General features: G+C 34.4%; 28 protein-coding genes and 3 tRNA genes. 18 read left to right on the top strand and 13 right to left on the bottom strand.

The window, feature by feature from the left end:
• Positions 1-226: 226 nt before the first annotated feature.
• Positions 227-1,114 carry a LysR family transcriptional regulator gene (locus IRZ83_RS12355; RefSeq protein WP_194569144.1) on the bottom strand — a complete coding sequence of 296 codons (888 nt, stop codon included), beginning with the start codon at positions 1,112-1,114 and terminating at the stop codon, positions 227-229.
• Positions 1,115-1,320: 206 nt separating this feature from the next.
• Here IRZ83_RS12355 and IRZ83_RS12350 point away from each other — a divergent pair, with 206 nt between their 5' ends.
• Positions 1,321-2,028, top strand: coding sequence for a class I SAM-dependent methyltransferase (locus IRZ83_RS12350; protein WP_194569142.1), 708 nt, complete (start codon positions 1,321-1,323; stop codon positions 2,026-2,028).
• Positions 2,029-2,136: 108 nt separating this feature from the next.
• On the opposite strand, the gene IRZ83_RS12345 is transcribed toward IRZ83_RS12350, so the two are convergent.
• The 3 genes from IRZ83_RS12345 to IRZ83_RS12335 form a co-directional block, all read right to left on the bottom strand.
• On the bottom strand, positions 2,137-2,415 hold the full coding sequence (locus tag IRZ83_RS12345; RefSeq protein WP_194569140.1) for a putative quinol monooxygenase: 279 nt from the start codon (positions 2,413-2,415) through the stop codon (positions 2,137-2,139).
• Positions 2,416-2,417: 2 nt separating this feature from the next.
• Entirely contained in the window at positions 2,418-3,020 is a 603-nt protein-coding gene (locus IRZ83_RS12340; protein WP_194569138.1) for an NAD(P)H-dependent oxidoreductase, read from the bottom strand.
• Between the two features lie 151 nt (positions 3,021-3,171).
• Positions 3,172-4,158, bottom strand: a complete 987-nt coding sequence (locus tag IRZ83_RS12335; RefSeq protein WP_194569136.1) for an aldo/keto reductase — start codon at positions 4,156-4,158, stop codon at positions 3,172-3,174.
• 117 nt (positions 4,159-4,275) lie between these two features.
• Here IRZ83_RS12335 and IRZ83_RS12330 point away from each other — a divergent pair, with 117 nt between their 5' ends.
• Positions 4,276-5,121 carry an AraC family transcriptional regulator gene (locus IRZ83_RS12330; protein ID WP_029273053.1) on the top strand — a complete coding sequence of 282 codons (846 nt, stop codon included), beginning with the start codon at positions 4,276-4,278 and terminating at the stop codon, positions 5,119-5,121.
• A 110-nt stretch (positions 5,122-5,231) separates the two neighbouring features.
• Here the strand turns inward: IRZ83_RS12330 and IRZ83_RS12325 are convergent, their stop codons facing one another.
• Positions 5,232-5,993 (bottom strand): C40 family peptidase, encoded by a 762-nt coding sequence (locus IRZ83_RS12325; RefSeq protein ID WP_194569134.1) that lies wholly within the window; start codon positions 5,991-5,993, stop codon positions 5,232-5,234.
• A gap of 68 nt (positions 5,994-6,061) precedes the next feature.
• The gene (locus IRZ83_RS12320) at positions 6,062-7,240 is read right to left on the bottom strand and encodes an acetyl-CoA C-acyltransferase (RefSeq protein ID WP_194569132.1); all 1,179 of its coding nucleotides are present in this window, start codon (positions 7,238-7,240) and stop codon (positions 6,062-6,064) included.
• Positions 7,241-7,480: 240 nt separating this feature from the next.
• Here IRZ83_RS12320 and IRZ83_RS12315 point away from each other — a divergent pair.
• From IRZ83_RS12315 to IRZ83_RS12290, 7 genes are all read left to right on the top strand, one after another.
• Positions 7,481-7,564 (top strand) — tRNA-Ser (locus IRZ83_RS12315).
• A gap of 16 nt (positions 7,565-7,580) precedes the next feature.
• Positions 7,581-7,655: transfer RNA gene (locus IRZ83_RS12310), tRNA-Pro, on the top strand.
• A 31-nt stretch (positions 7,656-7,686) separates the two neighbouring features.
• Positions 7,687-7,760 (top strand) — tRNA-Arg (locus tag IRZ83_RS12305).
• Positions 7,761-8,022: 262 nt separating this feature from the next.
• Positions 8,023-8,877: an SDR family NAD(P)-dependent oxidoreductase gene (locus tag IRZ83_RS12300; RefSeq protein WP_194569130.1), complete on the top strand. Its 855-nt coding sequence runs from the start codon at positions 8,023-8,025 to the stop codon at positions 8,875-8,877.
• 63 nt (positions 8,878-8,940) lie between these two features.
• Positions 8,941-9,705, top strand: a complete 765-nt coding sequence (locus IRZ83_RS12295) for an AraC family transcriptional regulator (protein ID WP_317174567.1) — start codon at positions 8,941-8,943, stop codon at positions 9,703-9,705.
• Complete coding sequence (locus IRZ83_RS19635) at positions 9,683-9,862, top strand: helix-turn-helix domain-containing protein (RefSeq protein ID WP_317174566.1); 180 nt, start codon at positions 9,683-9,685, stop codon at positions 9,860-9,862. The genes IRZ83_RS12295 and IRZ83_RS19635 overlap by 23 nt, the downstream gene beginning before the upstream one ends.
• A gap of 230 nt (positions 9,863-10,092) precedes the next feature.
• Positions 10,093-11,145 (top strand): alpha/beta hydrolase, encoded by a 1,053-nt coding sequence (locus IRZ83_RS12290; protein WP_194569128.1) that lies wholly within the window; start codon positions 10,093-10,095, stop codon positions 11,143-11,145.
• A 66-nt stretch (positions 11,146-11,211) separates the two neighbouring features.
• On the opposite strand, the gene IRZ83_RS12285 is transcribed toward IRZ83_RS12290, so the two are convergent.
• From IRZ83_RS12285 to IRZ83_RS12260, 6 genes are all read right to left on the bottom strand, one after another.
• Positions 11,212-11,691 (bottom strand): hypothetical protein, encoded by a 480-nt coding sequence (locus tag IRZ83_RS12285; RefSeq protein WP_029273059.1) that lies wholly within the window; start codon positions 11,689-11,691, stop codon positions 11,212-11,214.
• 88 nt (positions 11,692-11,779) lie between these two features.
• On the bottom strand, positions 11,780-12,964 hold the full coding sequence (locus IRZ83_RS12280) for a DUF3570 domain-containing protein (protein WP_194569126.1): 1,185 nt from the start codon (positions 12,962-12,964) through the stop codon (positions 11,780-11,782).
• An 18-nt stretch (positions 12,965-12,982) separates the two neighbouring features.
• On the bottom strand, positions 12,983-13,216 hold the full coding sequence (locus IRZ83_RS12275) for a DUF4266 domain-containing protein (protein ID WP_051662788.1): 234 nt from the start codon (positions 13,214-13,216) through the stop codon (positions 12,983-12,985).
• Positions 13,213-14,106: an FAD:protein FMN transferase gene (locus IRZ83_RS12270; RefSeq protein WP_194569124.1), complete on the bottom strand. Its 894-nt coding sequence runs from the start codon at positions 14,104-14,106 to the stop codon at positions 13,213-13,215. Before IRZ83_RS12270 ends, IRZ83_RS12275 begins: the two co-directional genes overlap by 4 nt.
• Positions 14,107-14,146: 40 nt before the next feature.
• Entirely contained in the window at positions 14,147-14,581 is a 435-nt protein-coding gene (locus tag IRZ83_RS12265; protein WP_194569122.1) for a thioredoxin family protein, read from the bottom strand.
• A gap of 110 nt (positions 14,582-14,691) precedes the next feature.
• Positions 14,692-15,381: a VIT family protein gene (locus IRZ83_RS12260; protein WP_194569120.1), complete on the bottom strand. Its 690-nt coding sequence runs from the start codon at positions 15,379-15,381 to the stop codon at positions 14,692-14,694.
• Positions 15,382-15,804: 423 nt separating this feature from the next.
• Between IRZ83_RS12260 and IRZ83_RS12255 the strand changes: the two genes are divergently transcribed.
• The 9 genes from IRZ83_RS12255 (at position 15,805) to nagB (ending at position 25,293) form a co-directional block, all read left to right on the top strand.
• Entirely contained in the window at positions 15,805-16,398 is a 594-nt protein-coding gene (locus IRZ83_RS12255) for a Crp/Fnr family transcriptional regulator (RefSeq protein WP_228520689.1), read from the top strand.
• Positions 16,399-16,473: 75 nt separating this feature from the next.
• Entirely contained in the window at positions 16,474-17,061 is a 588-nt protein-coding gene (locus tag IRZ83_RS12250; protein WP_194569118.1) for an NAD(P)H-dependent oxidoreductase, read from the top strand.
• A gap of 24 nt (positions 17,062-17,085) precedes the next feature.
• Positions 17,086-17,304, top strand: coding sequence for a 2TM domain-containing protein (locus IRZ83_RS12245; protein WP_194569112.1), 219 nt, complete (start codon positions 17,086-17,088; stop codon positions 17,302-17,304).
• An 11-nt stretch (positions 17,305-17,315) separates the two neighbouring features.
• Complete coding sequence (locus IRZ83_RS12240; protein WP_194569110.1) at positions 17,316-18,053, top strand: putative quinol monooxygenase; 738 nt, start codon at positions 17,316-17,318, stop codon at positions 18,051-18,053.
• Between the two features lie 51 nt (positions 18,054-18,104).
• Entirely contained in the window at positions 18,105-18,929 is an 825-nt protein-coding gene (locus IRZ83_RS12235) for a DJ-1/PfpI/YhbO family deglycase/protease (RefSeq protein WP_194569108.1), read from the top strand.
• 341 nt (positions 18,930-19,270) lie between these two features.
• A complete protein-coding gene (locus IRZ83_RS12230) occupies positions 19,271-19,921 on the top strand; it encodes an NAD(P)H-binding protein (RefSeq protein WP_194569106.1) in 651 nt (216 codons plus the stop codon).
• Between the two features lie 187 nt (positions 19,922-20,108).
• Positions 20,109-20,930, top strand: a complete 822-nt coding sequence (locus tag IRZ83_RS12225; protein WP_194569101.1) for a phospholipase A — start codon at positions 20,109-20,111, stop codon at positions 20,928-20,930.
• 209 nt (positions 20,931-21,139) lie between these two features.
• A complete protein-coding gene (locus IRZ83_RS12220) occupies positions 21,140-23,239 on the top strand; it encodes an alpha-L-fucosidase (protein WP_194569099.1) in 2,100 nt (699 codons plus the stop codon).
• A 140-nt stretch (positions 23,240-23,379) separates the two neighbouring features.
• The gene (nagB, locus tag IRZ83_RS12215; protein WP_194569097.1) at positions 23,380-25,293 is read left to right on the top strand and encodes a glucosamine-6-phosphate deaminase; all 1,914 of its coding nucleotides are present in this window, start codon (positions 23,380-23,382) and stop codon (positions 25,291-25,293) included.
• 422 nt (positions 25,294-25,715) lie between these two features.
• Here nagB and IRZ83_RS12210 read toward each other — a convergent pair whose 3' ends face one another.
• Positions 25,716-26,429: a LytR/AlgR family response regulator transcription factor gene (locus IRZ83_RS12210; protein WP_029273074.1), complete on the bottom strand. Its 714-nt coding sequence runs from the start codon at positions 26,427-26,429 to the stop codon at positions 25,716-25,718.
• Positions 26,430-26,442 lie beyond the last annotated feature (13 nt).

Genomic DNA, 26,442 nt, shown 5'->3' with positions numbered 1-26,442 from the left:
ATTTAAATGCTTTTAAAGTTTACTTTTTACGGATTTCCTTAATTTAAAAATAATTTTTGCTCATTTTATGTCATCCTGACGAAGGAAGGATCACGCACGAAACTCGATAAAGATTGAAGATTCTGTTTACGGCATTTCTTGTGTGATCCTTCCTTCGTCAGGATGACAAATAGCTATGAAAAAAATCTGCGCCTTGTGACTCTGCGCGATTAATTTCAAAACACACTTAATTTGATCCACTTTTCTTCAACAAAAAATCAACCGCAGCTTGAGTAATTTCAGAATCATCTTCTTTTGAAGTAATCAGAGAAACATCAGTAAAAAGATTTACTTTTTTCAATTCGATAAAACCTATTTCAGAATCCTGATTGTTTTTGGCAATATTGGATGGAACAATCGAAATTCCTAATCCGTTTTTTACCAATTGCACAATCGAATTGATATTATTGGCTTCGTGAATAATCTTCGGCGTAAAGCCATAAAAAGCGCAAAGTTCTAATAAAACTTCGTGATAATGCGGTGCATAACCTTTGTTGAAAAACACAAAGGTTTCATCTTTTAGATTTAAAATTTCTGTATCTGATTTTATTTGGATACTGTTTTTATGATAAACCAGGGAAAATCCATCCTTAAACCATAAATGTGCTTTTATTTTTGGAGATTTTATGGGTGAGCGAATAATTCCCAGCTCAATTTTTCCTTGTTCTAAAGCATCAATTTGTTTGGTTGTAGAAACTTCAAAAAGCTTGAAATTCACGTATGGAAATTGTATTTTTAAATGTTGGATCAATTCAGAAATGACGGCTGAATAAATTGAACTGATATATGCAATTCTAAATTCGCCTGAAACATTCTCGGCGATCTTTTTTGTTTGAATGGAAATGCCTTCCAAATTCTTAAAAAGAGCTTTTACTTCTTTTTCAAAATATTTTCCAGCTTCGGTCAATTCAACCTTTTTATTATTTCGGATAAATAGTTTTGACTGAAGTTCGTCTTCCAGCTCCATAATTTGCCGGCTTAACGGTGGCTGAGAAATAAATAGCTTTTCTGAAGCTTTGGTGAAGTTCAGTTCTTCGGCTACAGCCAAAAAATATTTAAGATGACGTAATTCCATAAATACCTATTAAGTATTGATAATTGACAAAATAAGTATTTTTGAAGTATATATCAAAGTGATAGTTTTGGAAAATAAAATATTTCTCTCGCAGATTCTGCAGATCTTTTTTTCTTTTAGGAATAGAGATCTTATGATTAAATTATTTATAAAATAATAATCTGCTGTATCTGCAAAATCTGCGAGAGAAATCTAAAACAAAAAACATGAAAAAATCAACTATTGAAGAGATTAGAGAAAGGTTTGACAATGATGTCGAACGATTTTCAAATTTAGAAACGGGGCAAGTAGCCACAATCGACGCGACAATTTCTTTAGAATTAATTACAGAAGCTTCAAAAAGAATTGTTCCGAATGCTAAAAATGTATTAGATATTGGCTGTGGTGCCGGAAATTACACTTTGAAAATGTTATCTAAGGTACCAAATTTGAATTGCACTTTGGTCGATTTGAGTTTGCCAATGCTGGATCGTGCGTTTGAAAGAGTTTCGGCAGCAACGAAAGGTAAAGTAGAAGTAAAGCAGGGCGATATTCGTGAAGTACATTTACCGGAAAATCAGTTTGATATTATTTTAGCCGGAGCGGTTTTGCATCATTTAAGAGATGATCAAGATTGGGAAACGACTTTTACTAAAATATTTAAGTTATTGAAACCCGGCGGTTGTTTTATGATTTCAGACTTGATTACGCAAGACACAGCGTTATTAAATGAATATACCTGGCAACGCTATGGTGATTATTTAGAAGGTATTGGAGGTGCTGAATATCGTCAGAAAGTATTGGATTACGTTGAAAAAGAAGATACGCCAAGATCAATGAATTACCAATTGGATTTAATGAAGAAAGTTGGTTTTAAAAGCGTTGAAATTTTACATAAGAATATGTGTTTTGGTGCTTTTGGCGGTATTAAGTAATTCTTGTGCATTTTTGTCCTGCAAGGTTTTCAGAACCTTGTGGGTCTTCTTTTATGCATATAAGACACCTGCAAGGATTTGGAAACCTTGCAGGAGACTTATTGTGTTTTATAAAATTTGCAGCGTTTTATAAACCTGAATAGGTGACGAAACCAAACTTTCGCATTTTGAGATAAAATCTTGTAAATAAGGTTGGTTATTGTGAATGTCAAGTCCTGGCTGATCTTTCCATTCTTCCCAAATAATAAACACATTTTCAGATGCGTGAAGATCGTAACGTACGCAGGCAGCTTCTTTTCTGGTTTCGGTAACCAAATGATTTAACATGCTTTGTAGTTGTTCTGTACTTTCGGTTTTGCTTTTAAAAATTGCTGTAATTGAAATCATGATTATAAATTTTTAAAAATTTGTTCTAAATGTTTGGTATAATTTTCTTTAAAGATGCTGATGTTTTCTGCGGTTGCACCTTTTTCAACGTCGTGGAAATGGAAACCGTTTAGTTTTTCCATACCTGTAAATTTATTCATTTTATGGAAACCAAACATTGCTCCATCATCAACAGATGTTTCTTCGAAGAATTCGCCCGGAAGTGTAAAAGCAGTTGCAGGTGCGTTCCAGCTGGTGGTTAACATGTATTTGCGTCCGTGTAAAAGTCCGCCGGTTCCGTAATTAATGTCGGGATTGGTTCTGGTCCTTCCGTCGCTTTTGTAGATTCCTTTGTTGTGTCCGGCAGTGAAAACGTCGTCGATGTATTTTTTGAAAAGGTTTGGTAATTGAAACCACCAAACTGGTGTATGATATACGATAACTTCTGCCCAAACGAATTTTTCGACTTCTTCGTCAAGGTTGATTTCTTGCTTAATGTCGGTTGTTTTTATTTCGTAGTTTTTACTTTTTAGGTATTCGATTGTCCAATCGGTAACGGTTTCATTGAATTTTCCGCCTGAATGTGCGAAATTTTGACTGCCGTTGATGATAAATATTTTCTTCATTTTGTTGTTTTCTTATGAAATCTTGAGTGTGAGGGATAGAGGCGGTATCCTTTTGTGAAGTGGAACGGAACAAAAGATATAGCCGAAAGCCCGACCCAGAGGGGCACACCCAAATTTTAATTATTTAAATTTTGAGATTGTTTTTAATTATTTATTGTAATTTCGAAATGGCCTGATTGATGAAATCCAGTTCTGAAAGGGATAAATCGAAATCCATTGCTTTTGCGTTTGAAATGGCTTGTTCTGCGTTTCTTGCTCCGGCTAAAACAATTGCGATTCCTTTTTGTAAAGTTGTCCAGCGTAAAACCAATTGCGAAATTGAAATGTGTTTTGAGTTTGCCAGTGAACTTAATTCTTCGACCAACGTTTTTACTTTTTGAAGATCGAACTGACCGAAATAACCGTTTCTGTGATCGTTTTCTTTTAATTTACTGTCGGTGAAATATTTCCCTGTTAGTAAACCTCTTTCCATTGGGCTGTAGGCAATGATTCCGATATTTTCTGCGACTGTAAACGGAATTAAATCGGTTTCGATTTTACGGTTCAGCATACTGTAAGCTACTTGATTTGACGCTATTTGAACTGTTTTTTGTGCTTCCTGAATTTGAGAAATATTATAATTGCTTACTCCAAACGCTCTGATTTTTCCTTGCTTTATCAAGGTTTCCGCGGCTTCCATTGTTTCAGAAATTGGTGTTGTAGAATCTGGCCAGTGAATTTGTAACAGGTCGATATAATCGGTTTGAAGTCGTTTTAAGCTGTCTTCGATTTCTTTTATAACATTGCTTTTTGAAGAATATTTGTAAACGGGAATTTTTTTTCCGTTGTCGTCGGCATCAAAAAAGAAATCTCCTTTTCCGTTATTACTTCCGTCCCAAACCAAACCGAATTTTGTAAGTAACTGAATTTTAGAACGGTCCTGGCTTTTGATCGCTTCGCCAATCATTTCTTCACTTAATCCGAATCCGTAAAAAGGGGCGGTGTCGATTGTGGTTACGCCGTGATCGATTGAGGCGTGGATGGAATCGATTGAATCTTTTTTTTCGTTTCCGCCCCACATGTTGCCGCCAATAGCAAATGCACCGTAAGTTATGGTTGATAATTCAAGTTCTGAGTTGCCTAATTTTCTATATTCCATAATGTTGTATTTTAAATCTTAAATTTCACTTGGCAAAATTATACCATTTTTAAGAGTGTTAAATGGTATATATTTGTGTTTTTTATGTAAATTTGCAACTTCAAAATTATTATTGATATGAAAAAAGAGAACTTATATGAGCCTTTTACAGTTTCTTTCGAGACTTTAGACGAATATCCGGATGTGGGTGATCGTCATAATTTTTTTGAATTGGTTTACATTTTAAGCGGAACAGGAAGGCAGTGTATCAATAAAAATATTTTTGAATATGATGCCGGACATATGTTTTTATTGACGCCTGAGGATTGTCATAATTTTACAATTGAAACGGAAACGAAGTTTTTCTTTTTGAGGTTTAATGATATTTATTTGAAGAATTCGAGTCTGCAGAATGAGAATATTCAGCGTTTAGAGTATATTCTACAAAATGCCAATCATCAGCCAGGCTGTATTTTGAAAAATGATGCCGATAAATGTTTGGTAAAAGTGATGATTGAAGCAATTTGTCGTGAACATCAGGATAAAGATGTGTACAATAAAGAATTGATTCAGCAATTGGTGAATACTTTAATTATTATTGTGGCGAGAAATATTGCGAAGTATTTACCGGAACAGGTAAATGTTGGCACAGAAGCAAAAGCGATGGATATCCTGCAATATATTCAGACTAATATTTATTATCCTGAAAGAATCAAGGCCGAATCTATAAGTGAGTATTTCGGAATTTCAAATACGTATTTAGGGCGTTATTTTAAGAAACATGCCGATGAAACGATGCAACAATATATTAGTAATTATAAAACGAAACTGATTGAACATCGTTTGCAATTCAGTGATAAGCGTATTAATGAAATCGCTTATGAATTTGGTTTTACGGATGAAAGCCATTTTAATAAGTTCTTTAAGAAGCAAAGAGGGAATAGTCCTTCGGAATTTAGAAAGACGATTCGAATTAGTGCGTGATATATTGGCACACGGATGACACGGATTTAGACTGGTTTACACGGATTTTATTTTTTTGCCGATGTTGGATAAATTTTAATTATTTGAATCTTGAAATCTGGGCTGAAAAATTAAATGATCTTTTTAATTACGCGTAATTTATGGGTGTGTTTGTTTAGTTCCGGATTATAAATTCCTAAATGGTCAAGACGGTCAATGCGGACTTTTCCACTTGCGTGAATGATGTAATTATTCTCCATAATAATACCGACGTGAATGATGTTTCCTTCGTCATTATCAAAAAAGGCTAAATCTCCGGCTTCACTTTCTTCAATAAAACTTAAAGGTTCGCCGTCAAGCGCTTGCTGTGAGGCGTCACGGTGAATTTTATAGCCGTTTAATTTGTAAACCATTTGTGTAAAACCAGAACAATCGATTCCGAATGGTGTTTTTCCGCCCCAAAGATAAGGTGCGTTCAAATACATAAAAGCAGTATTTATAAGTGCGCTTTTTGGTTTTACGCCACTGGTTTTTGTTCCTTCAAAATCAAAGTTTGAAGTGTTGATTTCAGTATTGTTTAAGAATGATAAAGAAGCTCCAAGCGGAATTGGAAGTAATAAGTTTTCTGGCGCGGTGATATAATCAATCAAATCAGCGTTTAAAATAATTGCTTCATTGCTTAACTGATTGTAATTTGCTTCAGAAATTACCTGATATTGCTTAGAATCTACCCAGCCTTCATAATCATCAAACTGAATTTTTATTTTTGCCCATTGATTTTGGCGTTCTAAGATTTGGATGTGCTCGCCAAACAAAAGCTGTGTAACGATTTCACTTCTGTCGCTTGGTTCAGATCGAACGGGTACTATGGCTAGATTGCAAATTCCGAACATTTAGGGTAATTTATAGGTTTAAAATTAGGAGTTACTTTATCATAACTCCTAATCTAATGTATTATTATTTAGGCTCTTTCAATAACAATTGCCGAAGCACCGCCACCGCCATTACAAATTGCAGCAGCACCAGTTTTAGCATTATTTTGTTCTAGAACATTTAGTAAAGTTACGATAATTCTAGCTCCAGAACATCCAAGAGGATGTCCTAATGAAACTGCTCCGCCGTTTACATTTACTTTATCATTATTAAGACCAAGGATTTTTGAATTGGCTAATCCAACAACAGCAAAAGCTTCATTAAATTCGAAATAATCCACATCATCAATTGCAATTCCAGCCTTATTTAGTGCTTTTGGCAATGCTTTTGCAGGACTTGTTGTAAACCATTTTGGCTCTTGAGCAGCATCAGCATAACCTTTTATGTAGGCTAGGGGCTTTAATCCCAATGCAATTGCTTTTTCTTCAGACATTAAAACTATAGCTGCAGCTCCATCATTAATGGTAGAAGCATTTGCAGCAGTAACTGTTCCGTCTTTAGTGAAAACGGCACTTAGAGAAGGAATTTTATCTAGTTTTACGTTAGTGTATTCTTCATCTTTAGAAACGATGACTGGTTCACCGCGTCTTTGCGGTACTTCAACAGGAACAATTTCGTTGTCGAATTTCCCGGCATCCCAAGCTTTTGCACTTCTTTCGTAAGATTGAATTGCAAAATTATCTTGTTCTTCACGGCTGATGTTGTATTCAGTTGCACATAAATCAGCGCAAACTCCCATTGCGTTGTTATCGTAAGCATCTGTCAAACCATCTTTTTGCATTCCGTCAAGCATAGTTGCTGGACCAAATTTAGTTCCGTTACGCATTTGTACGTAATGTGGAATCAAGCTCATGTTTTCCATTCCTCCGGCTACTACAATTTCGGCATCGCCACAAGCGATTGCCTGAGCGCCAAACATAACAGCTTTCATTCCAGAAGCACAAACTTTGTTTACGGTTGTAGCAGCAACTTCTTCAGACAAACCAGCAAAAAGTGCCGCTTGACGTGCAGGTGCCTGACCAACTCCGGCCTGAACTACATTGCCCATAAAAACTTCATCAACTAATTTTGGGTCTAGGTTAATTTTTTGAAGTGCGCCTTTTATAGCGGCAGCACCTAATTTTGGTGCGGGTACGGTAGATAACCCTCCCATGAAACTTCCGATAGGTGTTCTAACGGCAGAAACGATAACAACTCTTTTGTTCATTTTCTGTTAATATTAGTTAATCAAGCAAATTTACTCTTTATTTGAATAAATTCAAATTTTGCATCTATTCGATTGAATTTTTAATTTAGTATGAATTTTTTGTTAATTCTATTCGTTTGATTGTGAACTGTTTTAAAAAAAAGATTGAAAAAAGATAAAAAAAAGCGGAGAAATAGTTGTGAGTAATATAATGTTGTGTTACATTTGCAACCGCAAAATAGGACATGTTTCCTTGAGCTTGGAGAGGTGCCAGAGCGGTAATGGAGCAGATTGCTAATCTGTCGACGGGTAACCGTCGCCAGGGTTCGAGTCCCTGTCTCTCCGCTTAAAAATTTGCCTTCGGGGTGTAGCGTAGCCCGGTTATCGCGCCTGCTTTGGGAGCAGGAGGCCGCAGGTTCGAATCCTGCCACCCCGACAAAAACTTTGCCATAAGTTTTAAAATAAATGGACGCATAGCTCAGCTGGATAGAGCACCTGCCTTCTAAGCAGGCGGTCGAAGGTTCGAATCCTTCTGCGTTCACGAAAAGCCACTCAATCGAGTGGCTTTTTTGTTTGCATCAAATTTAAAATTGATAATTACTTCTAAATTTTATAAGCGGTTCCTTAATTCAATATTATATTGTTTATACTTCTGAAAAATCAATTTGGATTTAAAGTGAAAAAGTTGATTAACCTTATAAATTCAACGATTCTCATTTTGGCTACAAAGTTCCTGAGTTAAGCTACAAGTGAACAATAGTATCTGCAGACCTTTGTCGTATTATAAATTTAATCACAAAGTTATGGCACATCAAAATGATATTTCAAGCAACAAAAAAGTATGGTTTATTACAGGAACTTCAAGAGGTTTTGGGAGAGTTTGGGCCGATGCAGCACTTAAGCGTGGCGATCTTGTTGCGGCTACTGCGCGTAATTTGGACAGTATTGCTGATCTAAAAGAAAAATATGGTAAAAATGTATTAATCTTAGCGCTTGATGTAACTAAGCCTGATCAAGTAAAGACTGCGGTAGAAAAAGCACATGCCCATTTTGGGAGATTAGATATTGTATTTAATAATGCCGGATATTCGCTAGTGGGCACAATTGAAGAAGCCAGTACAGATGATGTAAAGGCGATGTATGAAACAAATATCTTTGGACCGCTTACTGTAATTCAGGCCGCTTTGCCTTTTTTACGCAAGCAAGGATTTGGCCATATTTTGGGAACATCCAGTAATCTTGGCCATGTAGTATTACCAGTAATTGGTTATTATTGCTCATCTAAATGGGCATTTGAGGCAATTCATGAAAGTTTAGCAGCAGAAGTTAAAGCTTTTGGAATTAAAGTAACAATTATAGAACCAGGTGCATATGCAACCGAATTTGGCAGTCAGGATTCTTTAAAATTTGCCGCAGGACTTGATGTTTACCAAGATTTTAAAACACAGTTTTTTAATAGTTTGGGAGAACTAGAAAAAGGAGATCCTAAAGCAACACCTGATGCACTTTTCAAAGTTGTTGATGCCGAAAACCCACCTCTTCGAATTCATTTGGGCAGCCAAAATCTGCCATGGGTTCGTAATGCTTATGCTGAAAGACTGGCAAGCTGGGAAGAGTGGGATGCGGTTTCCTCAGCAGCACAGGGAATTGCAAAGTAATTATCAATAATAAATATAACCGGTGATGAAGTATTGCCGGTTATAATTTCATAATTTTAAAAAATGAAAAAGGAAGAGAAAATCCATCAAAAAATGGAGTCGTTATCAGATGTGCATCGCGCTTTTGATTTGCCTGCGCCGGATCATCCGTTGATCAGTTTGATAGATGCAGCAACAAATAAGCTAATCGTAAATAATTTGCCTACTTCTCATGTACTTAATTTCTATAAAATCTCTTATAAGCCACGTCTAAGCGGTAAATTGAAATATGGCCAGGGACATTATGATTTTGATGAAGGAGGATTGTTATTTGCTGCATCAAATCAAATTATTGGCAATCATGGTAATAATGAAGGAGAAATGTGTTCTGAATATACTTTGCTGATACATCCTGATTTTTTATGGAATTATCCTTTGGCAAAAAAAATCAAGCAATATGGTTTTTTCTCTTATTCGGCTAATGAAACATTACATTTATCAGAGCATGAGAAAGAAACTATTTTTTCAATTTTTAAAATAATTAAAGAAGAATTGGTTAGTAGAATAGATGATTTTAGTCAGGATGTTATTATTTCTCAAATTGAATTATTGCTTAATTATGCAAATCGTTTTTACAAACGCCAATTCATTACCCGAAAAGCAGTGAACAATAATCTGCTGCAAAATCTTGAAGAACTCTTAGAAGATTATTTTAATAATCAAATGACCTTAAATCAGGGGCTGCCAACAGTTCAATTCCTTTCAGATCGTTTAAATATTTCACCAAGTTATTTAAGTGATATGCTGCGTTCTTTGATAGGACATAATGCACAACAGCACATACATTAAAGTGGTTGAAAAAGCTAAAGAGCTGTTGTCTACGACTAGTTTATCTGTGGCGCAAGTAGCTTTTCAGCTTGGTTTTGAACATCCGCAATCGTTTAGTAAATTTTTTAAGACTAAAACAAAAACCTCTCCCTTAGAGTTTAGGCAATCTTTTAACTGATAATATTTAGATTTTTGAGAATACGCATGCATTCACTAAAGCCATTCAATTGAAGTGGCTTTTTGTTTTATTATAATTCTTGAAAGTTTAAATTTTGTAAATGGAATTTCATTTTTTAAGACCAATATTTTATATTTTCTAAATAGATTATTTTATACTACATTGGAAAAATAAATTAAACCATTTTAAAGAAAAAGTGTCTTATTAAAATAATCTTAAAATATGTGAAAATGAAAGCCCCAATTTTACTCATTATTTCTTTGTTTCTATTACTATCCTGCTCAAAAAATGATGCAGATGAGTCAAATCAAGATTCTGCTTATGTAGATGATGATTTGGCAGGACCTATTTCGAGGCCAAAAACCGGATATGGTTCTGATGGCAGTTACGAAGTAGCAAAAATTAGTTTTCCAAGCCCATTATATAGTGGGAAAAATGTTGAAATTTTTTATCCAAAAGGAATAACTTCACCCAAACCTGTTATTTTTTATTCGCATCCTTACGGAGGTGAAGAAAGTGCATATAATATAGGATTGTATGAGTTTATTGCAAAGAAAGGATATGTTGTAGTATTTGCTCCCTATCCAACTACAGGTGTGACAGTAGAAGAAAGATACGATACTCTATGGCAAAGTTTTAAAAAAGCTGTGACCGATTATCCTGCTATAATTGATACAAAAAAAGTAGGTTTCATGGGACATTCATTTGGCGGAGGAGCTTCTTTTGCTTTAGCACACAGAGGCTTCATTGATGAAGGCTGGGGACAAAACGGACGTTTTATTTTCGCAATGGCACAATGGTATTCGTATGAAATTACACAGGCAGAATTACAAGGTTTCCCAGAAAATACAAAACTGATCACCCAAGTATATAATGATGATGTAACGAATGATCATAGATTGGCAATTGATATTTTTAAAAATATAAATATTCCAAACGCTGAAAAAGATTTTATCTTAATAAAAAAATCAGTTTTACCTACATTTACCTACACAGCAGAACATAATCTTCCTAATACGCAAAGTTCGTATGACGCATATGATTATTATGGAATATACAGATTACTGGACGCAATGATTGATTATAGTTTTAATGGAAATGCAGCAGCCAAAAATGTAGCACTCGGAAATGGATCTAAAGAGCAGGTAACAATGCCAAGTTATAATGGGCAGGCACTATCGCCACTAGAAGTAACCGATAATCCTTCTCCCTTATATCCACAGAGTAAATATTCTTTTCAATGTGGTGCATTAAATAATCCGAGAATTGCAAATTGTAATTAAGATATGATATATTAATGGATATTTAGTTTAACATAAAAAAAGAGGCTCTATTGAGCCTCTTTTAATTTAATGTTTCCCGTTTCCTTTTCCTTTTCCATTTCCATTGTGGTTGCCATTATCGTGATGACCATTATCTTTTCCTTGTTTATCATTTCCTTTGCCAGGCTTTTGACCGATTGTTTTTTGAGGTTGCCCTTTATAGCCTTTTCCGTATTTTACTTTATGAGTTTTGAAATTATCATAAGGACGATCTCCTCTATAATCTGTCAATACAACTTTATATTCATTATATAGATCATAATTTCTGTAAGCAGAAGGAAGTGATCTGGTTCTGACCCATTTTCCGTTATTTAAATAAACATAATTTGATGTGCTTACATCATAATAAGTTTCAAGATCTGGCAGATAATAATAGCGAACATCTGTGTAGCCTGCAGGTCCCCATGCTGGTGGTGTGCCTATATTGACATTAACAGATACCTGTGCTTGAGAGTAGCTAAAAGAAAGGAATAATACTCCAATCAATAAATATTTTAAAGTTTTCATAATTTTAATTTTTTAAATCATTATTATATTTAGAATAAACAAGAAACGTGCCTAAAATTATTATAGATTATAAGTAATTGATTATCTGTTATTTGTATTTTATGTTAATGCTAATAATATCCGAAGTCATATTAGTAGTTCTGGTATAATGCCCATAACGGAGTTCTAATGTATTCCAATGTTTAAGTCCAAAGATTCCGTTTAGAGGCGTGAATTTCATGCCCATTCCAAAAAAACTGCTGTCAAACTTAGATAAATCATAATTACTGGTGTAATATTCATCAGCTGCAGTATGTTCTCCGTAAGGTTTAAAATACTTAGTTCCCGTCTGCGTATAATATCTATAAAACGGACTTACTGAAAATGCCTGGGTTAATTTCACAGGAATTTCAAGATCGGCAGTATGCGCTTTTAAGCTCCAATCGTCAGTATAATATCTGTAATAAGCACGAATAATTACATTGTCACCTAAAAAATAACTTGCCCTGATTCCCAATGGAATTTTTAATCTGGTATCCGGCATTTTTTCTTGATGCACCGAGCCATCTGCGAAATACACTCTATGAAATGGAAGGCTTAGATACCCGTTTTGGCTGATTACATCTCCTACAACCATTACCTGAAGGTTTTTGTTTACAACCTGTGAGTAACTTAAAGTTCCTGCAAAAGTATTTCTGTTGGCACTGCCGTAACCTTCACTTCCTGGCGCGCGAAGCTCAACGGGTTCTATTAGTTTTAGCTGATCAAGAAAGGTCTGAAATTTAGCTGTAAATTCTCCGTTTCTGTCTTTTGTTTTTTGTGAGAAACTAATATTTCCTCCAAAAGACTGGTAGTCAAACTCCGTTGATGATGAAACTCCAATCCCTAATGTTCTTCCTTTTTCTTCATTCTCTCTCAAATAAGTCAAAGAAGGATAGAATCGATTGTCTGAAGAAGACGCAGATGAATTTGCGCTCAAATCAATCATATCTGATGATGCTGAGGTATAATGATCTATACCAGCTTCGATGTCAAAAGTATGCTTAATTCCGGTTTCTCCGTATTTTACTAATTTAACATCAATAGTATTTGCAATATCAGTAAGATGTTCAGAACCAATGCCGCCAGTAACGGCAGAATTGTTTCCGTCCTGTTTATAATAACTCGAAACTAGATTAACTTCTTCCAATTTTAATTTTTTGCTTTTGTAACTGGTAGAATCAGTAGGAACATTTTGTGCTCTTACCTGAAATAGTGCCAATAAAGCAAACCCTGTTATGAATATTCTTTTCATTTTTTTACCGTATGAAAATTAGTTGCACCCGCAGCCACCACCGCTTTTTCCTGAATTTGCTCCGGAAGCTCCTTCACGGTAGGATTGAAAACTGAGTTCTGTCTTTTCGATTTTTCGATTAGAAAGGACCATTTCAGAATCGTTGATTTTTCCTTTCTGGTATTCTTTTACCGAAGTACAAGAGGTGAAGAGAATGGCTGTAAAAGCAATACTGCAGAACAGTACTAGATTTTTTTGCTTTGGCTTTTTCATTTCAGGTTAATGTTTTTTGATGTGTAAATTTTATTGCTGTCATCGATAATAATACAATATAAATCAGGGATCTGATCTATTAAAAATAAGCCTGCCTTAATTCCCATAACCGCTATTGGAGTTGCCATTGCATCTGCAAATTCTGCATTAGAAGCGATAATGGTAACACTTTTAATTCCGGTTATTGGCAACCCTGTTTTTGGGTCAATGGTATGCGAATATTTTTTGCCATTAATGGTTACGAACTTTTCATAATTGCCAGAGGTTGCTACTGCTTTATTGGATATTTCCATATACGAAAATGCACCAGTTGGAGCATCTGGATTTGCCACGCCAATAGTCCATTTTTTACCATTTGGCTGTAGTCCCCACGCACAAAGATCTCCGCTTGCATTAATAATGCCGCTTTGAACATTATTTTTAACTAGGATTTGTTTAGCCATTTCTGCGGCATATCCTTTTCCGATACCTCCAAACCCAATTCGCATGCCTTTTTCTTTTAGAAATACTGTAGTTTTTTCTTTGTCTAAATTGATATTTCTGTAATCAATAAGATGCACCATTCTTAAAGCCGTTGCAGCATCTGGAAGCTTGGTCATTGTTTTGTCAAAATTCCAAAGACTTTTGTCGATACTTCCGTAAGAGATATCAAATGCACCTTGTGTAATTTTCGAAATCCCGACAGATCTTTCAATAAGATTAAAAACTTCCAGATCTACTTTTACAGGTTTAACCCCTGCATTTTCATTAATCAGGTTCGTCTGACTGTCTTCTTTATAAGTAGTCAAAAGTTTTTCAATTCGCCTTATTTCTTCAATAGCGAGATTAATATTCTCATTCCCTTTTTTCTCATTTTCATCTACAACTGTAATTGTGAAGTTGTTTCCCATGAGTTTTAGGGATTGTGAATATTTTTGATTTTTTGATATGTTATTTTCGGCTGTCACAGATCGCTTTTATTTCGGCAGTCCATTGTTCAGGTGAGGTTTCAGGTTTTCCGTGCCAAGTTTTGATTACTTTGCCATCAGCATCTAGAAGAAGTGTTAAAGGGAAACTTCCTTCTTTGTTGTATATTTCCGCTAATCCTTCATTTCGCTTAACTTGCTCAGGCGTTCCGATGTTTTTCTTTTTCCTTGGAAAATCAGCATTAACCAATACTAAATTTTCATTTGCCATATCTGTGAATACCTGACTTTCAAGATATTCTTTGCGCGTTACAATACAGGGTCCGCACCAGTCTGAACCAGAGAAGTTTAAAAGAATTAATTCGTGCTTTTCCTTTGCCGTTTTTTTTGCATTATTAAAGTCAGGTTCCCAATTTATAGGAAGCACCGTTACTAATAGGAATAATGTAATTAGCTTCATTTTGCAGTTTGTTTTTAGATATAACGAAATAACGAATTGTTGTGTATCTTATTTTTTTTAATCCCTTAAGATTGTATTAATTTTTTAAATCTAAAATAAAGAAACTATTTTTAAGTGGTCTGAACGCCAAAAACATAGCCAACTAGTGCCGACATTGCCATAGCAAATGTGCCCCAAATACAAATACGCAATACAGCTTTTAGTGTATGTGATCCGCCAGCTTGGGCTGCTAGTATTCCGGATAATGCTAAAAAGAGTATCGAAAATCCATATTGATAAAACACCATTTGTTTTATTGGAGCAAAAATAGCGACCAAAAGTGGCAGTAATCCTCCGATAATAAATGAAACAGCTGATGCGAAAGCCGCCATTAAAGGATTAGCCTGTGTAATTTCATTGATTCCAAGTTCATCTCTCGCATGTGCTTCGAGTGCATTATGAGCTGTTAATTCGATCGCAACTTGTTTTGCCAATTCTTTATTTAGTCCTCGCTGCACATAAATATGTGTTAACTCTTCAAGTTCCGATTCAGGCATGTTTTCAAGTTCTTCTTTCTCTCGCTTTAGATCGGCTGTTTCTACGTCAGCCTGAGAACTAACCGAAACATATTCGCCCGCAGCCATTGACAGTGCGCCTGCGACTAAACCTGCAACTGCTGCAAGTAAAATAGGCTCTCTTGTAATACTTGCCGCTGCTACTCCAATTGCTAGGCTTGTAGTCGATAAAATTCCGTCATTTGCTCCCAGCACGGCTGCTCTCAGCCAACCGCTTCTATTAATGTAATGATTTTCAGGCTCCATATTTGGGTTTATATTAATTAAATTCATTCATGATTTTTTAAAGATTTTTGAGCATTTGGATCGTGCTAATCTTTCAAAACTTTTTAGTTGCAGAGTTTAACTGAGAGGTTGTTTTTACAATTTTCCTTCTTCAATTAGTACATGCGTTATTAAATTTGCTTTTTTGAATGCTGCTCCATAACCTAAATTTGAAAGAACAATTAAAAATTTAAATAGTACCTCATTAAAACTATTTGTAGTCAAAGAAAAATAGCTTGTCTAAACCAAATTTATGAAAAAAAGTGTCTTTAATTCTTTATTGATAAGTATCTTGTTAACAGTATTTTGAATTTAGAATCAATCTTTTTTATTTGGGTTGTAAAATCAGATTAATTTTAGAATCTAATTCTTTAATTTTGTTAGCGGCATTTTTTAAAATTGAGTATGATGGAACCAGGAGTCGAGATACTTTTAAAATCGGTCAGGAAAATTTGCCCTGCTGTAACGGATGATGAGCTTTCTCTGTTTGCTTCAAAATTTACATTAGAAGAATTAAATAAAAAGGATTTTTTTCTTCAATTTGGCAAAGTGCAAAAAGAAATTGGTTTTATTGCAAGCGGATTAGTGCGTTCCTCTTTTGTAGACAATGACGGAAATGAAATTACCGTAGGTTTTTATAGTGAAGGCGATTATGCTACACATTATCCTGCTTTTATAACACAGCAGCCAAGCCAATATTCAATTCAATGCTTAGAACCAACGACCATGGTTTGCCTTTCATATGAAAACCTGCAATGGATCTATGAAAACTTACCGGTTTTTGAAAAATATGGGCGGTTAGTTGCTGAAGAAATTTTAAAGCGCCAACAGGCTCGTATTGAAAGCTTCATATTTCAAACTGCGGAAGAGCGTTATCTTGATTTTATTAAACATCATTCCGGTCTATTTAACAGAATATCTGTTTCTCATCTTTGCAGCTTTCTTGGTATCGAAAGACAATCTCTTACTAGAATTCGACAAAAATTAGCGCATAAATAGTTTTTTGACACTTTTGTGTCAGCAGCCCCTCTTCTTTATTTAAAATCTTTGCAGTGTCAAATTAAATGAACTGCAATGAAAACGAATATCTTACTAATACTTGGCCATCCTTCTGAAAATTCTTTTTGTAATGCATTGCTAGATGCTTACAGAAAAGGAGTAGAAAGTACAGGAGCAAACTGTAAAACCCTTTATATATCTAAATTAGATTTCAATGTAAATCTTTCTGAAGGTTATAAAGCGAATGAAACTTTACCACTAGAAAAAGATCTGATAAATGCTCAGGAACTTATCAAGTGGGCAGACCATGTTGTTTTGTCTTATCCAAACTGGTGGGGTTTTATGCCTGCCATTACCAAAGGGTTTATAGACAGAATTCTTTTGCCTGACTTTGCATTTAAACATCATTCAGGGAAAATATTTCCAGAAAAACTCTTAAAAGGAAAAAGCCTAAGACTTTTAGTTACGATGGATACACCAAAATGGTGGTTCTATTTGATCTATCGTGCATCTCAATATCAAATCCTCAAAAATATTGTTTTCGGCTATGTAGGATTTGATCCTATTAAATTTTCAACTTTTGGTTTTATGAGAAAATCAACAGAAAATCAACGAAGTAAATGGTTGAAAAAGGTAGAACAATTAGGAAAAAAACTTAAATAAATATAATTATAAAAATCAAATATCATGAAAAATTTAGCAAACGAGCATACAATTGCTCAAATCAATCCAAACAAAGGGTTTAGAATTCACTTATTAGTATTTGTATTGACGATTCCGGCGATTTGGTTAATATGGTTTATTACAGACAGAACTTATTTATGGCCCATTTGGCAAACAGCAGCGTGGGCAATTGGATTGGTTTTTCATTATCTAGGCGTTTTTGTTTTCAAAAGAAATAAATAAAAAGCAAAATTATGAAGACAAAAACAGTAATGATTTTTACGACTCTTTTTCTCTCGATTGGCAAATTTGCAATAGCACAAAATTCAAATAAAAGTGAGGAAGAAATGGTTGCAAAAATTACGCGCTATGAAGTAAAAAAGGAATATCAGCAGGAATTTCAAAAAACCTTAGGTGATTATGTATTGCAATCTTTGTCAAATGATGATAATATTATGTCAGAAGCTTACTTTGAACAAGATGATAAGTCTGTAGTTTGGTTATTTGAGCGTTGGACCAATCAAAGCAAGTTGGATAAATTCAAAAACAATTCAATCTCAAAAGCATTAATAACATTAGAAAAAGCGGCACTAGTTAAGCCTGAAAAAATAATTTATGTAAAAGATTTAGAACCCATTTCTAAACAGCAATGGCGCAGAGCAAGCAAAACAGAAGATGACCAGCTTACAATCATACTTTTTGTAGACGCTAAGAAAGGTACAGAAGAAAATTTTAAAGATGTATACCACACAGCTATGCCTCAATTTCGAAACGAGTCTGGCGTAGTAACCTATCAACTATCAGAATTGAAGGAAGATAATACTCAGTTTGTAACTTTTGAAAAATTCAGAAGTAAAGATGCGTTCCAGTATCACCTTAATTTTCCACCCATTCAACCTGTTATTAATTACTTAAATACAAATATAAAAAAGCAGCCCTTTCAGGATGGAATTCATACTCTAATCGAATTTGCACCGCTTACACGTGAATAAGAAGAAATAAAACTTTATATAAATTATGATCAACAATTAAATCTAAGAAAAATGAAAAAAATGAATCAAATCATCGTTGCAGGTATCATAAGTATACTTGCGGTATCAAATGTAGAAGCTCAAGTAACAGTAAAAACAAAAGAAATGAAAACAAATTATAGTAATGAGTTAGAAATTGTAAATAAATTATCAACTCAGTCGGCAGTCGTTAATATGCCCGTATCAAAATTATTGGATGCTCCAGGAAATGAGGCTTTAAAGTCTTTCTTTTTTACGCCTGTAAAAAACAAATCAGCTCTAAAAGGAAAAAAAATTGCCGTTATCGTGGCTGATGGTTTCGAGGAAATTGAATTAACCGGTCCTGTATGGTATTTTAAAGAATTAGGAGCAGAAGTAGAAATAGTGGCTCCGAAATATAATCCCGCTCCAGAAAGATACGGACTTGTATATCCAGAGATGTCAAAAACACATGTAATGGCAATTCAATACTTACAGCCCGTTGGCTGGATTAAATTTGATCGAACTGCTGATCAGATAAAAGTAAGCGATTATGATGCCGTATTTATTCCGGGTGGCGCTTGGAATCCTGATAATCTTCGAAACGATAAAGATGTGATTAAATTCATTCAGGATTTCAATAAATCCGGAAAATTGATTGCTGCTATCTGTCATGCTCCAGTAGTTTTAGCATCTGCCGATATTTTGAAAGGAAGAAAACTAACAGGATATTGGAACATTCAAGTGGATTTAAAAAATGCCGGAGGTACGGTATTAGAAGAAACAGTAGTAACTGACGGAAATATCATAACCAGCAGACATCCGATTGATGTGGCAGATTTTTCAAAAGCTGTTGAAAGTTGGTTAATTAAAAAGTAATAAGGATTCTGATCTAAAAGTTGCACCAACTATTTAATCTTAAAAAGTTAATATTTCCCTGAATTCTTTAAAATAAATTCAGGGAAATACTTTGAATACAAAAGCAGTCAAGTATTGCTGTTTCAGTTTATATTCAAATTTTGTTTATTTTTATATAGATTTTTATTATCAGTAAAACAACAAAAGGATTTCAAAACGCATTAATAGTCAGCTATACGAAATTGCCGAAGTCGTCTTTTTATAAAAAGCATAATCTTATTTTTAGAGCGATGAGTGCTGGCGGTATATTGGGTTTAAATTACCTATATATATTAGAAATTATTATTTAGAAATTTAATACTATGAAAGCATTAATTATTGGCGCAACAGGTTCGACAGGAGAATTTCTAGTTGATGAACTCTTGGCAGACAAAGATTATACAACTATTACAATTTTTGTTCGAAGGTCAACAGGAAAACAAAATCCGAAGCTTGTAGAACATATTATTGACTTTTCTAATATAGAGGCATATAAAGATTTGATTGTTGGCAATGTCATTTTTTCGTGTTTGGGAACAACTCTAAAAGCCGCCGGTTCAAAAGAGAATCAAAGGAAAATAGATTATGAAATTCCCGCAGCTTTTGCCAAATTAGCCAAAGAAAACGGTCTATCTTCGTTCGTTTTATTGTCTGCTTATGGTGCTTCTTCGCAAAGCAAGGTTTTTTATTCTCAAATAAAAGGAGAACTTGAAGATAAAATTGCTGCACTTGATTTTGAGCAGTATATTATTTTTAAACCGGGACTGCTTTTAAGAAAAGATACAGACCGTCTTGGTGAAAAGATAATTGCGAAGCTATTAAATATGATCAACGCAATAGGTTTATTTAGAAAATTTAAACCGTTGCCAACATCGATTTTGGCAGAAAAATTAGCAAAGGCGCCAAAAATATTGCCTAAAGGAACCTCTATAATTCAGCTTGAAGAAATATTTAATTTTGGTAAATCTATCTAATGTAATTTACTTCTAAATTCATGATTATGAAGTCTTTATAAACTAGTAATATTCGATTAGTTTTTATTGATTAAAGGGCTTATATTTATTGGGTTAACTCTCTTTTTTTTTGAGTTAATGCCAGAGATTAAAATACATTACTTTTATTTTAAAAGCTTAAATATAAGCCTCAACTTAAACTATAAGAATGTATTTTAAATACCTATTGCTTTGTTTGATTTTGTTTTCAATCAATATAAATGCACAAATTTTAGAGCCTAAAAAAAACTTCCGTGCTGCAGATTCGCTGTTAAAGGAACCAAGTTTTTCTGTCCACAAGGACAATTATTTTTTAACAGGCGTACCCATAAATACCGACATTACTCGCGATAATGCTGATGTAAAATATCAAGTAAGTTTTAAATTAAGATTGAAGTCAAAACCTTTGTGGGGCGGTTTCTTTCCGTATTTGATGTATACACAAAAAGCCTTTTGGGATATTTATGCCAGCTCAAAACCATTTTCAGAACTTAATTTTAATCCGGGTGTTGCCATCGTTCGCCCATTTTATTTAAAAGGCGGAAGACTGACTTATGGAACAATTTCACTAGAACATGAGTCAAATGGGAGAGATTCAATTTATTCCAGAACTTGGAATATGCTGGCCTTTTCATTAAAATCACAAATTTCTCCAAGATGGATTGTGGGAATCAGAGGATGGATTCCGATTGTTGATAAAGAAGACAATCCGGAGCTTACCAAATATGTAGGTTATGGCGAAGCAAGTGCAACATATAAGATACAGCCGGGACGATGGAGCGCAGATATTCTTTTTAGAAAAGGAAGCGGTCTTATTAATTACGGATCCTTGCAGACACAGGTAAATTGGAGGCCGTACAAAAATGAGAATTACTATCTAACACTTCAATGGTTTGTTGGGTATACAGAAAGTTTAATAGATTACCAAGAACATAAAAGTATGCTGCGTTTAGGATTTACAATAAAACCTGAAAATATGGGTATTTTTTAAATTTCTAAATCATAAAAATATATTTTACCAAAACCACTCTAATGAAGTGGTTTTTTGTTTTTATAGCTTTTCGAAAAAAAAAATGCTTTTATAATTTTCCCAATATGCGCTCAAAAATGTTATTGGTCGAAATAGTATGAAATACAATGTTGATTTACTTTAAATTTATATTTTAATTCACTTGCTAACAAAATATTAATTGACCCTTAATGAAAAATATTTTTCTATTACTAAGTTTTCTTTGTATAACAGCACCAATATATTCTCAGGAATTGGCAAATGTTCCAAAGCCTTTTGGTCCGTTGCCAACACAAAAACAAATTGACTGGCAGGAAATGGAATTTTATGCTTTTGTGCATTTTTCATTAAATACATTTACGAATAAAGAGTGGGGTTATGGAGATGAATCTCCAGCGCTTTTTAATCCCACAAATTTAGATGTTCGTCAATGGGCCCGCGTTGTGAAAGAAGCAGGTATGAAAGGAATTATTTTGGTTGCAAAGCACCACGATGGATTTTGTTTGTGGCCGTCTGCTTATACAGAACGTTCGGTAAAAAATTCTCCTTGGAAAAATGGAAAAGGTGATTTAGTGAAAGAATTAGCCGCCGCTTGTAAAGAATACAACTTAAAATTGGGATTATATCTTTCGCCATGGGATAGAAATCGCGCTGATTATGGAAAACCCGAATATGTTACGTATTTCAGAAATCAGCTAAAAGAGCTGCTTACAAATTACGGAGATGTTTTTGAAATGTGGTTTGATGGTGCAAACGGCGGAGACGGTTACTATGGCGGTGCAAATGAAACTCGAAAAATCAATACACTGGAATATTACAATTGGGATGAAACCTATGAATTGATTTATAAAACTGCTCCTAAAACTTTGGTTTGGGGAGTCGGTCCTTCAGAAGCTCGATGGATTGGAAATGAGGAAGGCCGTGCCGGAAAAACAAATTGGGCTCTTTTACGCCAAAAAGATGAATTGGCTGGAAAAGTGCATTATACTGAATTCATGTCGGGTCATGAAGATGGAGAAAAATGGGTTCCGGGCGAAGCCGATGTTTCGATCAGACCGGGCTGGTTTTATCATGCTGTTGAAGATGACAAAGTCCGTCCGCTAGATGAAATGGTCGATATTTACTATGAATCAATTGGTCGAAATGCTACTTTATTATTAAATCTTCCGGTTGATAAAAGAGGTTTGGTTCATGAAAATGATGAGGCAAGATTAAAGGAATTAGTTTCAACAATTAAAGCCGATTTTAAAACCGAATTGCTTTCAAAAACCAAAATTTCTGCTGATAACGTTAGAGGAAACAGCACAGCATTTGCAGCAAAAAATACGTCTGATGGGAACAAAAATACGTATTGGGCGACAGATGACAATGTAAAAACAGCTTCGATTGTTTTTGAATTTGATAAACCAACGGCAATTAATCGAATTTTGCTTCAAGAATATATCGCACTCGGACAGCGTGTAAAAGCTTTTAATGTTGAGGTTAAAGTAGATGGAAACTGGAAAACCGTTGCAAACGAAACCACGATTGGCTACAAAAGAATTTTAAGAATCGAAAGAGTTACAGCATCGGCATTGAAGATAAATATTACAGATTCTAAAGCCAATATTGTGATTTCGAATATTCAGGCTTACAATGCGCCGACCTTTGTACGAATGCCGGAAATTCAGCGTGATAAAAATGGCGATGTTACGATTAAATCGGAAGATGGAAATCCTGTTTATTATTCGCTTGACGGAAAAAATCCAACGAAAAAAAGTATTTTATATAAAGGAGTGTTTCGATACAATAAAGCAGTTACAATAAAAGCGATTGCAATAAACACGGTAGAAAATACTAGCAGTGCTGTAAAAATGGCAAAATACGGTGTTTCAAAAGAAAACTGGAAAATAGTTTCGGCGTCAAGCGGTGATTTGAAGTCGGCAAACCGAATTATTGATGGAAATCCAAATTCCGAATGGAGTTTTGGCGGTGAGTCTAATAAACTGCCACAGGAAATTATAATCGATTTGGGAAATACATTGAACATAAATGGTTTTACGTATATACCGCAGCAAGTGGGTAATAATCTTAATTTAATTTCAAATTACGAATTCTACACCAGTATTGATAGTGTGACTTGGAAATTGCAGTCAGAAGGTGAATTTTCGAATATTAAACACAATCCAATCGAACAGATAAAGACGTTTAAAAAAGATAAAGCAAGGTATATTCGTTTCGTCGCCAAGTCGGCAGTAGGAAAGGGATCAACAGTTTCTATAGCAGAAATAAATGTAATTGAAACACAATAAACGACAGTTGGATTAAAATATTTTTGCTTAAAGTTTCTAATTATGTCTTCTAACGAAGTTTATATGTTATTAGTCGAATTTTTGATTATTTACTCTATGTAATATTTAATTTTATACTAAATAATTACAACAACAGGCAAATGATTAAAGAAAGTATAAATTTCAAAGAAGCTGGAAAATTCGAAGAAACCCGTTTTGAGAAGATTCATAATGTAATTTTCGATTCGTCTCAGGAAGCTTCGATATTAGTAGCTCAAGAAATAGCCAATATTATTCAAAGAAAAGAAGAGTTAAGCGAACCTTGCGTTTTAGGATTAGCAACAGGGTCGTCACCAATAAAAGTTTACGAAGAACTGGTTAGATTGCATAAAGAAGAAGGATTGAGTTTTGCAAATGTTGTAACCTTCAATTTAGATGAATATTACCCAATGGATAAGGAAAATATTCAGAGTTATTATCATTTTATGCATGAGCATCTTTTTAATCATGTTAACATTCATCCGGAAAATATTAATATTCCAGACGGAAATATAAGTAATGAAGATTTACAGCAATATTGCATTGATTATGAAATGAAAATTAAAGCCTATGGCGGATTGGATTTTCAGCTTTTAGGAATTGGAAGAACAGGACACATTGGGTTTAATGAGCCTGGATCTCACGTTAATTCAGGAACAAGAAGCATTACACTTGATCATTTAACGCGAACTGATGCAGCATCATCATTTTTAGGTATTGATAATGTACCTCGAAAAGCTATTACAATGGGAATTGGTACTGTAAAAAATGCCAAAAGAATTGTACTTCTTGGATGGGGAATCAGCAAAGCAGAAATTATAAAGAAAACAATCGAAGGCGAAATTTCATCTCGAGTTCCGGCTACGTATTTACAACAGCACAACAACACAACTTTTGTTTTAGATACCGAAGCGTCATCAGAATTAACTCGAGTAAAAACGCCTTGGTTGGTAAAATCAGTAGTTTGGACAGACGAGCTAAAACTGAAAGCCGTAGCTTGGTTAAGTGAATTGACAAAAAAACCTTTCCTTAAACTGACAGACAAAGATTATAACGACAACGGAATGTCGAGCGTTTTAACTGAAGAAGGAACTGCATACGATTTGAATATTAAAATGTTCAACAAAATGCAGCAAACCATTACAGGCTGGCCAGGAGGAAAACCTAATGCAGACGATACCTACAGACCGGAACGCGCGAATCCAGAAAGAAAAAGAATTATCATTTTTAGTCCGCATCCGGATGATGATGTGATTTCGATGGGAGGAACTTTTGACCGACTTGTAGAGCAAGGTCATGATGTTCATATTGCATATCAAACCTCAGGAAATATTGCGGTTTCAAACGAAGAAGCTTTAAAATTTGCTGAAATATCTAAGGCATTAAATGCAAATTCTGCTGAATCAGAAAATATCATAAATTTTTTGAAAAGTAAGAAAGGAAATGATATCGATTCACTAGAAGTTAGAAAATTAAAAGGATTGATAAGAAGAAGCGAATCGCTTGCAGCAACACGATATTTAGGTTTGCCAGATTCTAATGTTAATTTTTTAGATCTGCCTTTTTATGAAACAGGTACGGTTAAGAAAAATAATCTGGGAGAAGCTGATATACAAATCATGTGTGATATTATCGAAAGAATAAAACCGCACCAGATTTATGCTGCCGGAGATTTAGCAGATCCGCACGGAACACATAAAGTATGTCTGGACAGTTTATTCGAAGCACTAAAAAGATTAAAACACAACAGTTATATGGATGACTGCTGGGTTTGGCTTTACAGAGGTGCTTGGCATGAATGGGAATCGTACCAAATTGAAATGGCGGTACCCATGAGCCCAGATCAAGTTCTTAAAAAACGTCATGCTATTTTCTATCACCAGTCTCAAAAAGATGGAGTGATGTTTCAAGGCGATGACAGTAGAGAATTCTGGGTTAGAGTAGAAGACAGAAACAGATTGACTGCAGAAAAATATCACGCTTTAGGTTTAGCAGATTATTCGGCTATCGAAGCATTTAAGAGATATTTTTTCTAATGTAATCTTTACGATAAAATAGGCTATTTCATGTGGTTTATTTGGTTAGTTACCAACTTGAAAATGCAGCTGTGGTGGCTGCATTTTTTTTTGTTTTGTATTGAGATGTAATGTAAAGAAATTTAACCGCAAAGAGCGCTAAGGTTTCGCAAAGAAACGCAGAGAATTTTTACGTCTTTATGTCATCCTGAGCGAAGTCGAAGGACCGCAACGTAAATCGGCAATCTATGTAGAGCTTCTGGTGATATCCTTCTACTTCGCTCAGGATGATTTTTTGTTTTTATACGCGGCGTGGTTTTACCGCAAAGAGGGCTAAGGTTTTTTGCTTAGTCTTAGAAAAGGAGTATAAAAAAAGTTCGCAAAGCTTTATAAATAAACTTAGCGAACCTTGCGTGAATCGTAGCGCACTTTGTGGTTAAATACTATATAGAAGAATTCAAAATTCTTTGCTTCACATGATCAATATATGATCTTCCAATTACATATCTTAGACCTTCAATTTCGATGCTGTTTCCTTCAACTGCGTCGATTTTATCAATAGCAATCGTGTAAGATCTGTGTATTCTTAAAAAATTTCTTTCAGGCAGTAAATCAGTAAAATCAGATAAAGTGCTGTGAATAATGTATTTTCCGGTTAAGGTGTTTATTTTTAAATAATCCTTTAAGCTTTCGATCACTAAAATTTCATTGAAGAAAATCTTTTTCATTCTCTTTTTGTCAATCTTCACAAAAATAAAAGGGCTTTCAGGATTGTTTTCCTGCGGAAGGGTGCTGTTGGTGTTTAATCTTTTGCTGATTTTGTTCAGCGTTTTCATTAACCTCGGAAATTCAATAGGTTTTACTAAATAATCTAAAACATCTAATTCGTAAGTTTCTATCGCAAATTGACTATAAGCGCTCGTAATAATAAGTATTGGCGGATTTTCTAGACTTTTTATAAAATTAATACCGTCAAGGACTGGCATGTTAATATCAAGAAAAATTACATCAACTTTGTTGTTTTTCAAAAAATTTAAGCCTTCGATTGGGTTACTGAAAGTATTTATTACCTCAAAATTTTCAATCGGCTCTAAATAATTTTTAATAACATTGATCGCCAAAGGCTCATCGTCAATAATCAAACAATTTATTTTCATTTCTATAGTCTTA

Source organism: Flavobacterium sp. JLP, from assembly GCF_015350755.1.
In the GTDB taxonomy this organism is placed as follows: Bacteria; Bacteroidota; Bacteroidia; order Flavobacteriales; family Flavobacteriaceae; genus Flavobacterium.
This window is presented reverse-complemented; position numbering and strand designations above follow the sequence as displayed.

Coding starts and splice junctions, on each gene's coding strand:
- IRZ83_RS12335 (WP_194569136.1), bottom strand. CDS start 4,158: ATGGAATATAGAAAATTAGGCAACTCAGAACTTGAATTATCAACCATA.
- IRZ83_RS12325 (WP_194569134.1), bottom strand. CDS start 5,993: ATGTTCGGAATTTGCAATCTAGCCATAGTACCCGTTCGATCTGAACCA.
- IRZ83_RS12220 (WP_194569099.1), top strand. CDS start 21,140: ATGAAAAATATTTTTCTATTACTAAGTTTTCTTTGTATAACAGCACCA.
- IRZ83_RS12260 (WP_194569120.1), bottom strand. CDS start 15,381: ATGGAGCCTGAAAATCATTACATTAATAGAAGCGGTTGGCTGAGAGCA.
- IRZ83_RS12340 (WP_194569138.1), bottom strand. CDS start 3,020: ATGAAGAAAATATTTATCATCAACGGCAGTCAAAATTTCGCACATTCA.
- IRZ83_RS12280 (WP_194569126.1), bottom strand. CDS start 12,964: ATGAAAAGAATATTCATAACAGGGTTTGCTTTATTGGCACTATTTCAG.
- IRZ83_RS12355 (WP_194569144.1), bottom strand. CDS start 1,114: ATGGAATTACGTCATCTTAAATATTTTTTGGCTGTAGCCGAAGAACTG.
- IRZ83_RS12245 (WP_194569112.1), top strand. CDS start 17,086: ATGAAAAATTTAGCAAACGAGCATACAATTGCTCAAATCAATCCAAAC.
- IRZ83_RS12330 (WP_029273053.1), top strand. CDS start 4,276: ATGAAAAAAGAGAACTTATATGAGCCTTTTACAGTTTCTTTCGAGACT.
- IRZ83_RS12210 (WP_029273074.1), bottom strand. CDS start 26,429: ATGAAAATAAATTGTTTGATTATTGACGATGAGCCTTTGGCGATCAAT.
- IRZ83_RS12350 (WP_194569142.1), top strand. CDS start 1,321: ATGAAAAAATCAACTATTGAAGAGATTAGAGAAAGGTTTGACAATGAT.
- IRZ83_RS12235 (WP_194569108.1), top strand. CDS start 18,105: ATGAAAAAAATGAATCAAATCATCGTTGCAGGTATCATAAGTATACTT.
- IRZ83_RS12285 (WP_029273059.1), bottom strand. CDS start 11,691: ATGAAAACTTTAAAATATTTATTGATTGGAGTATTATTCCTTTCTTTT.
- IRZ83_RS12295 (WP_317174567.1), top strand. CDS start 8,941: ATGAAAAAGGAAGAGAAAATCCATCAAAAAATGGAGTCGTTATCAGAT.
- IRZ83_RS12320 (WP_194569132.1), bottom strand. CDS start 7,240: ATGAACAAAAGAGTTGTTATCGTTTCTGCCGTTAGAACACCTATCGGA.
- IRZ83_RS12230 (WP_194569106.1), top strand. CDS start 19,271: ATGAAAGCATTAATTATTGGCGCAACAGGTTCGACAGGAGAATTTCTA.
- IRZ83_RS19635 (WP_317174566.1), top strand. CDS start 9,683: ATGCACAACAGCACATACATTAAAGTGGTTGAAAAAGCTAAAGAGCTG.
- IRZ83_RS12240 (WP_194569110.1), top strand. CDS start 17,316: ATGAAGACAAAAACAGTAATGATTTTTACGACTCTTTTTCTCTCGATT.
- IRZ83_RS12250 (WP_194569118.1), top strand. CDS start 16,474: ATGAAAACGAATATCTTACTAATACTTGGCCATCCTTCTGAAAATTCT.
- IRZ83_RS12290 (WP_194569128.1), top strand. CDS start 10,093: ATGAAAGCCCCAATTTTACTCATTATTTCTTTGTTTCTATTACTATCC.
- IRZ83_RS12345 (WP_194569140.1), bottom strand. CDS start 2,415: ATGATTTCAATTACAGCAATTTTTAAAAGCAAAACCGAAAGTACAGAA.
- IRZ83_RS12255 (WP_228520689.1), top strand. CDS start 15,805: ATGATGGAACCAGGAGTCGAGATACTTTTAAAATCGGTCAGGAAAATT.
- IRZ83_RS12225 (WP_194569101.1), top strand. CDS start 20,109: ATGTATTTTAAATACCTATTGCTTTGTTTGATTTTGTTTTCAATCAAT.
- IRZ83_RS12275 (WP_051662788.1), bottom strand. CDS start 13,216: ATGAAAAAGCCAAAGCAAAAAAATCTAGTACTGTTCTGCAGTATTGCT.
- IRZ83_RS12270 (WP_194569124.1), bottom strand. CDS start 14,106: ATGGGAAACAACTTCACAATTACAGTTGTAGATGAAAATGAGAAAAAA.
- IRZ83_RS12265 (WP_194569122.1), bottom strand. CDS start 14,581: ATGAAGCTAATTACATTATTCCTATTAGTAACGGTGCTTCCTATAAAT.
- nagB (WP_194569097.1), top strand. CDS start 23,380: ATGATTAAAGAAAGTATAAATTTCAAAGAAGCTGGAAAATTCGAAGAA.
- IRZ83_RS12300 (WP_194569130.1), top strand. CDS start 8,023: ATGGCACATCAAAATGATATTTCAAGCAACAAAAAAGTATGGTTTATT.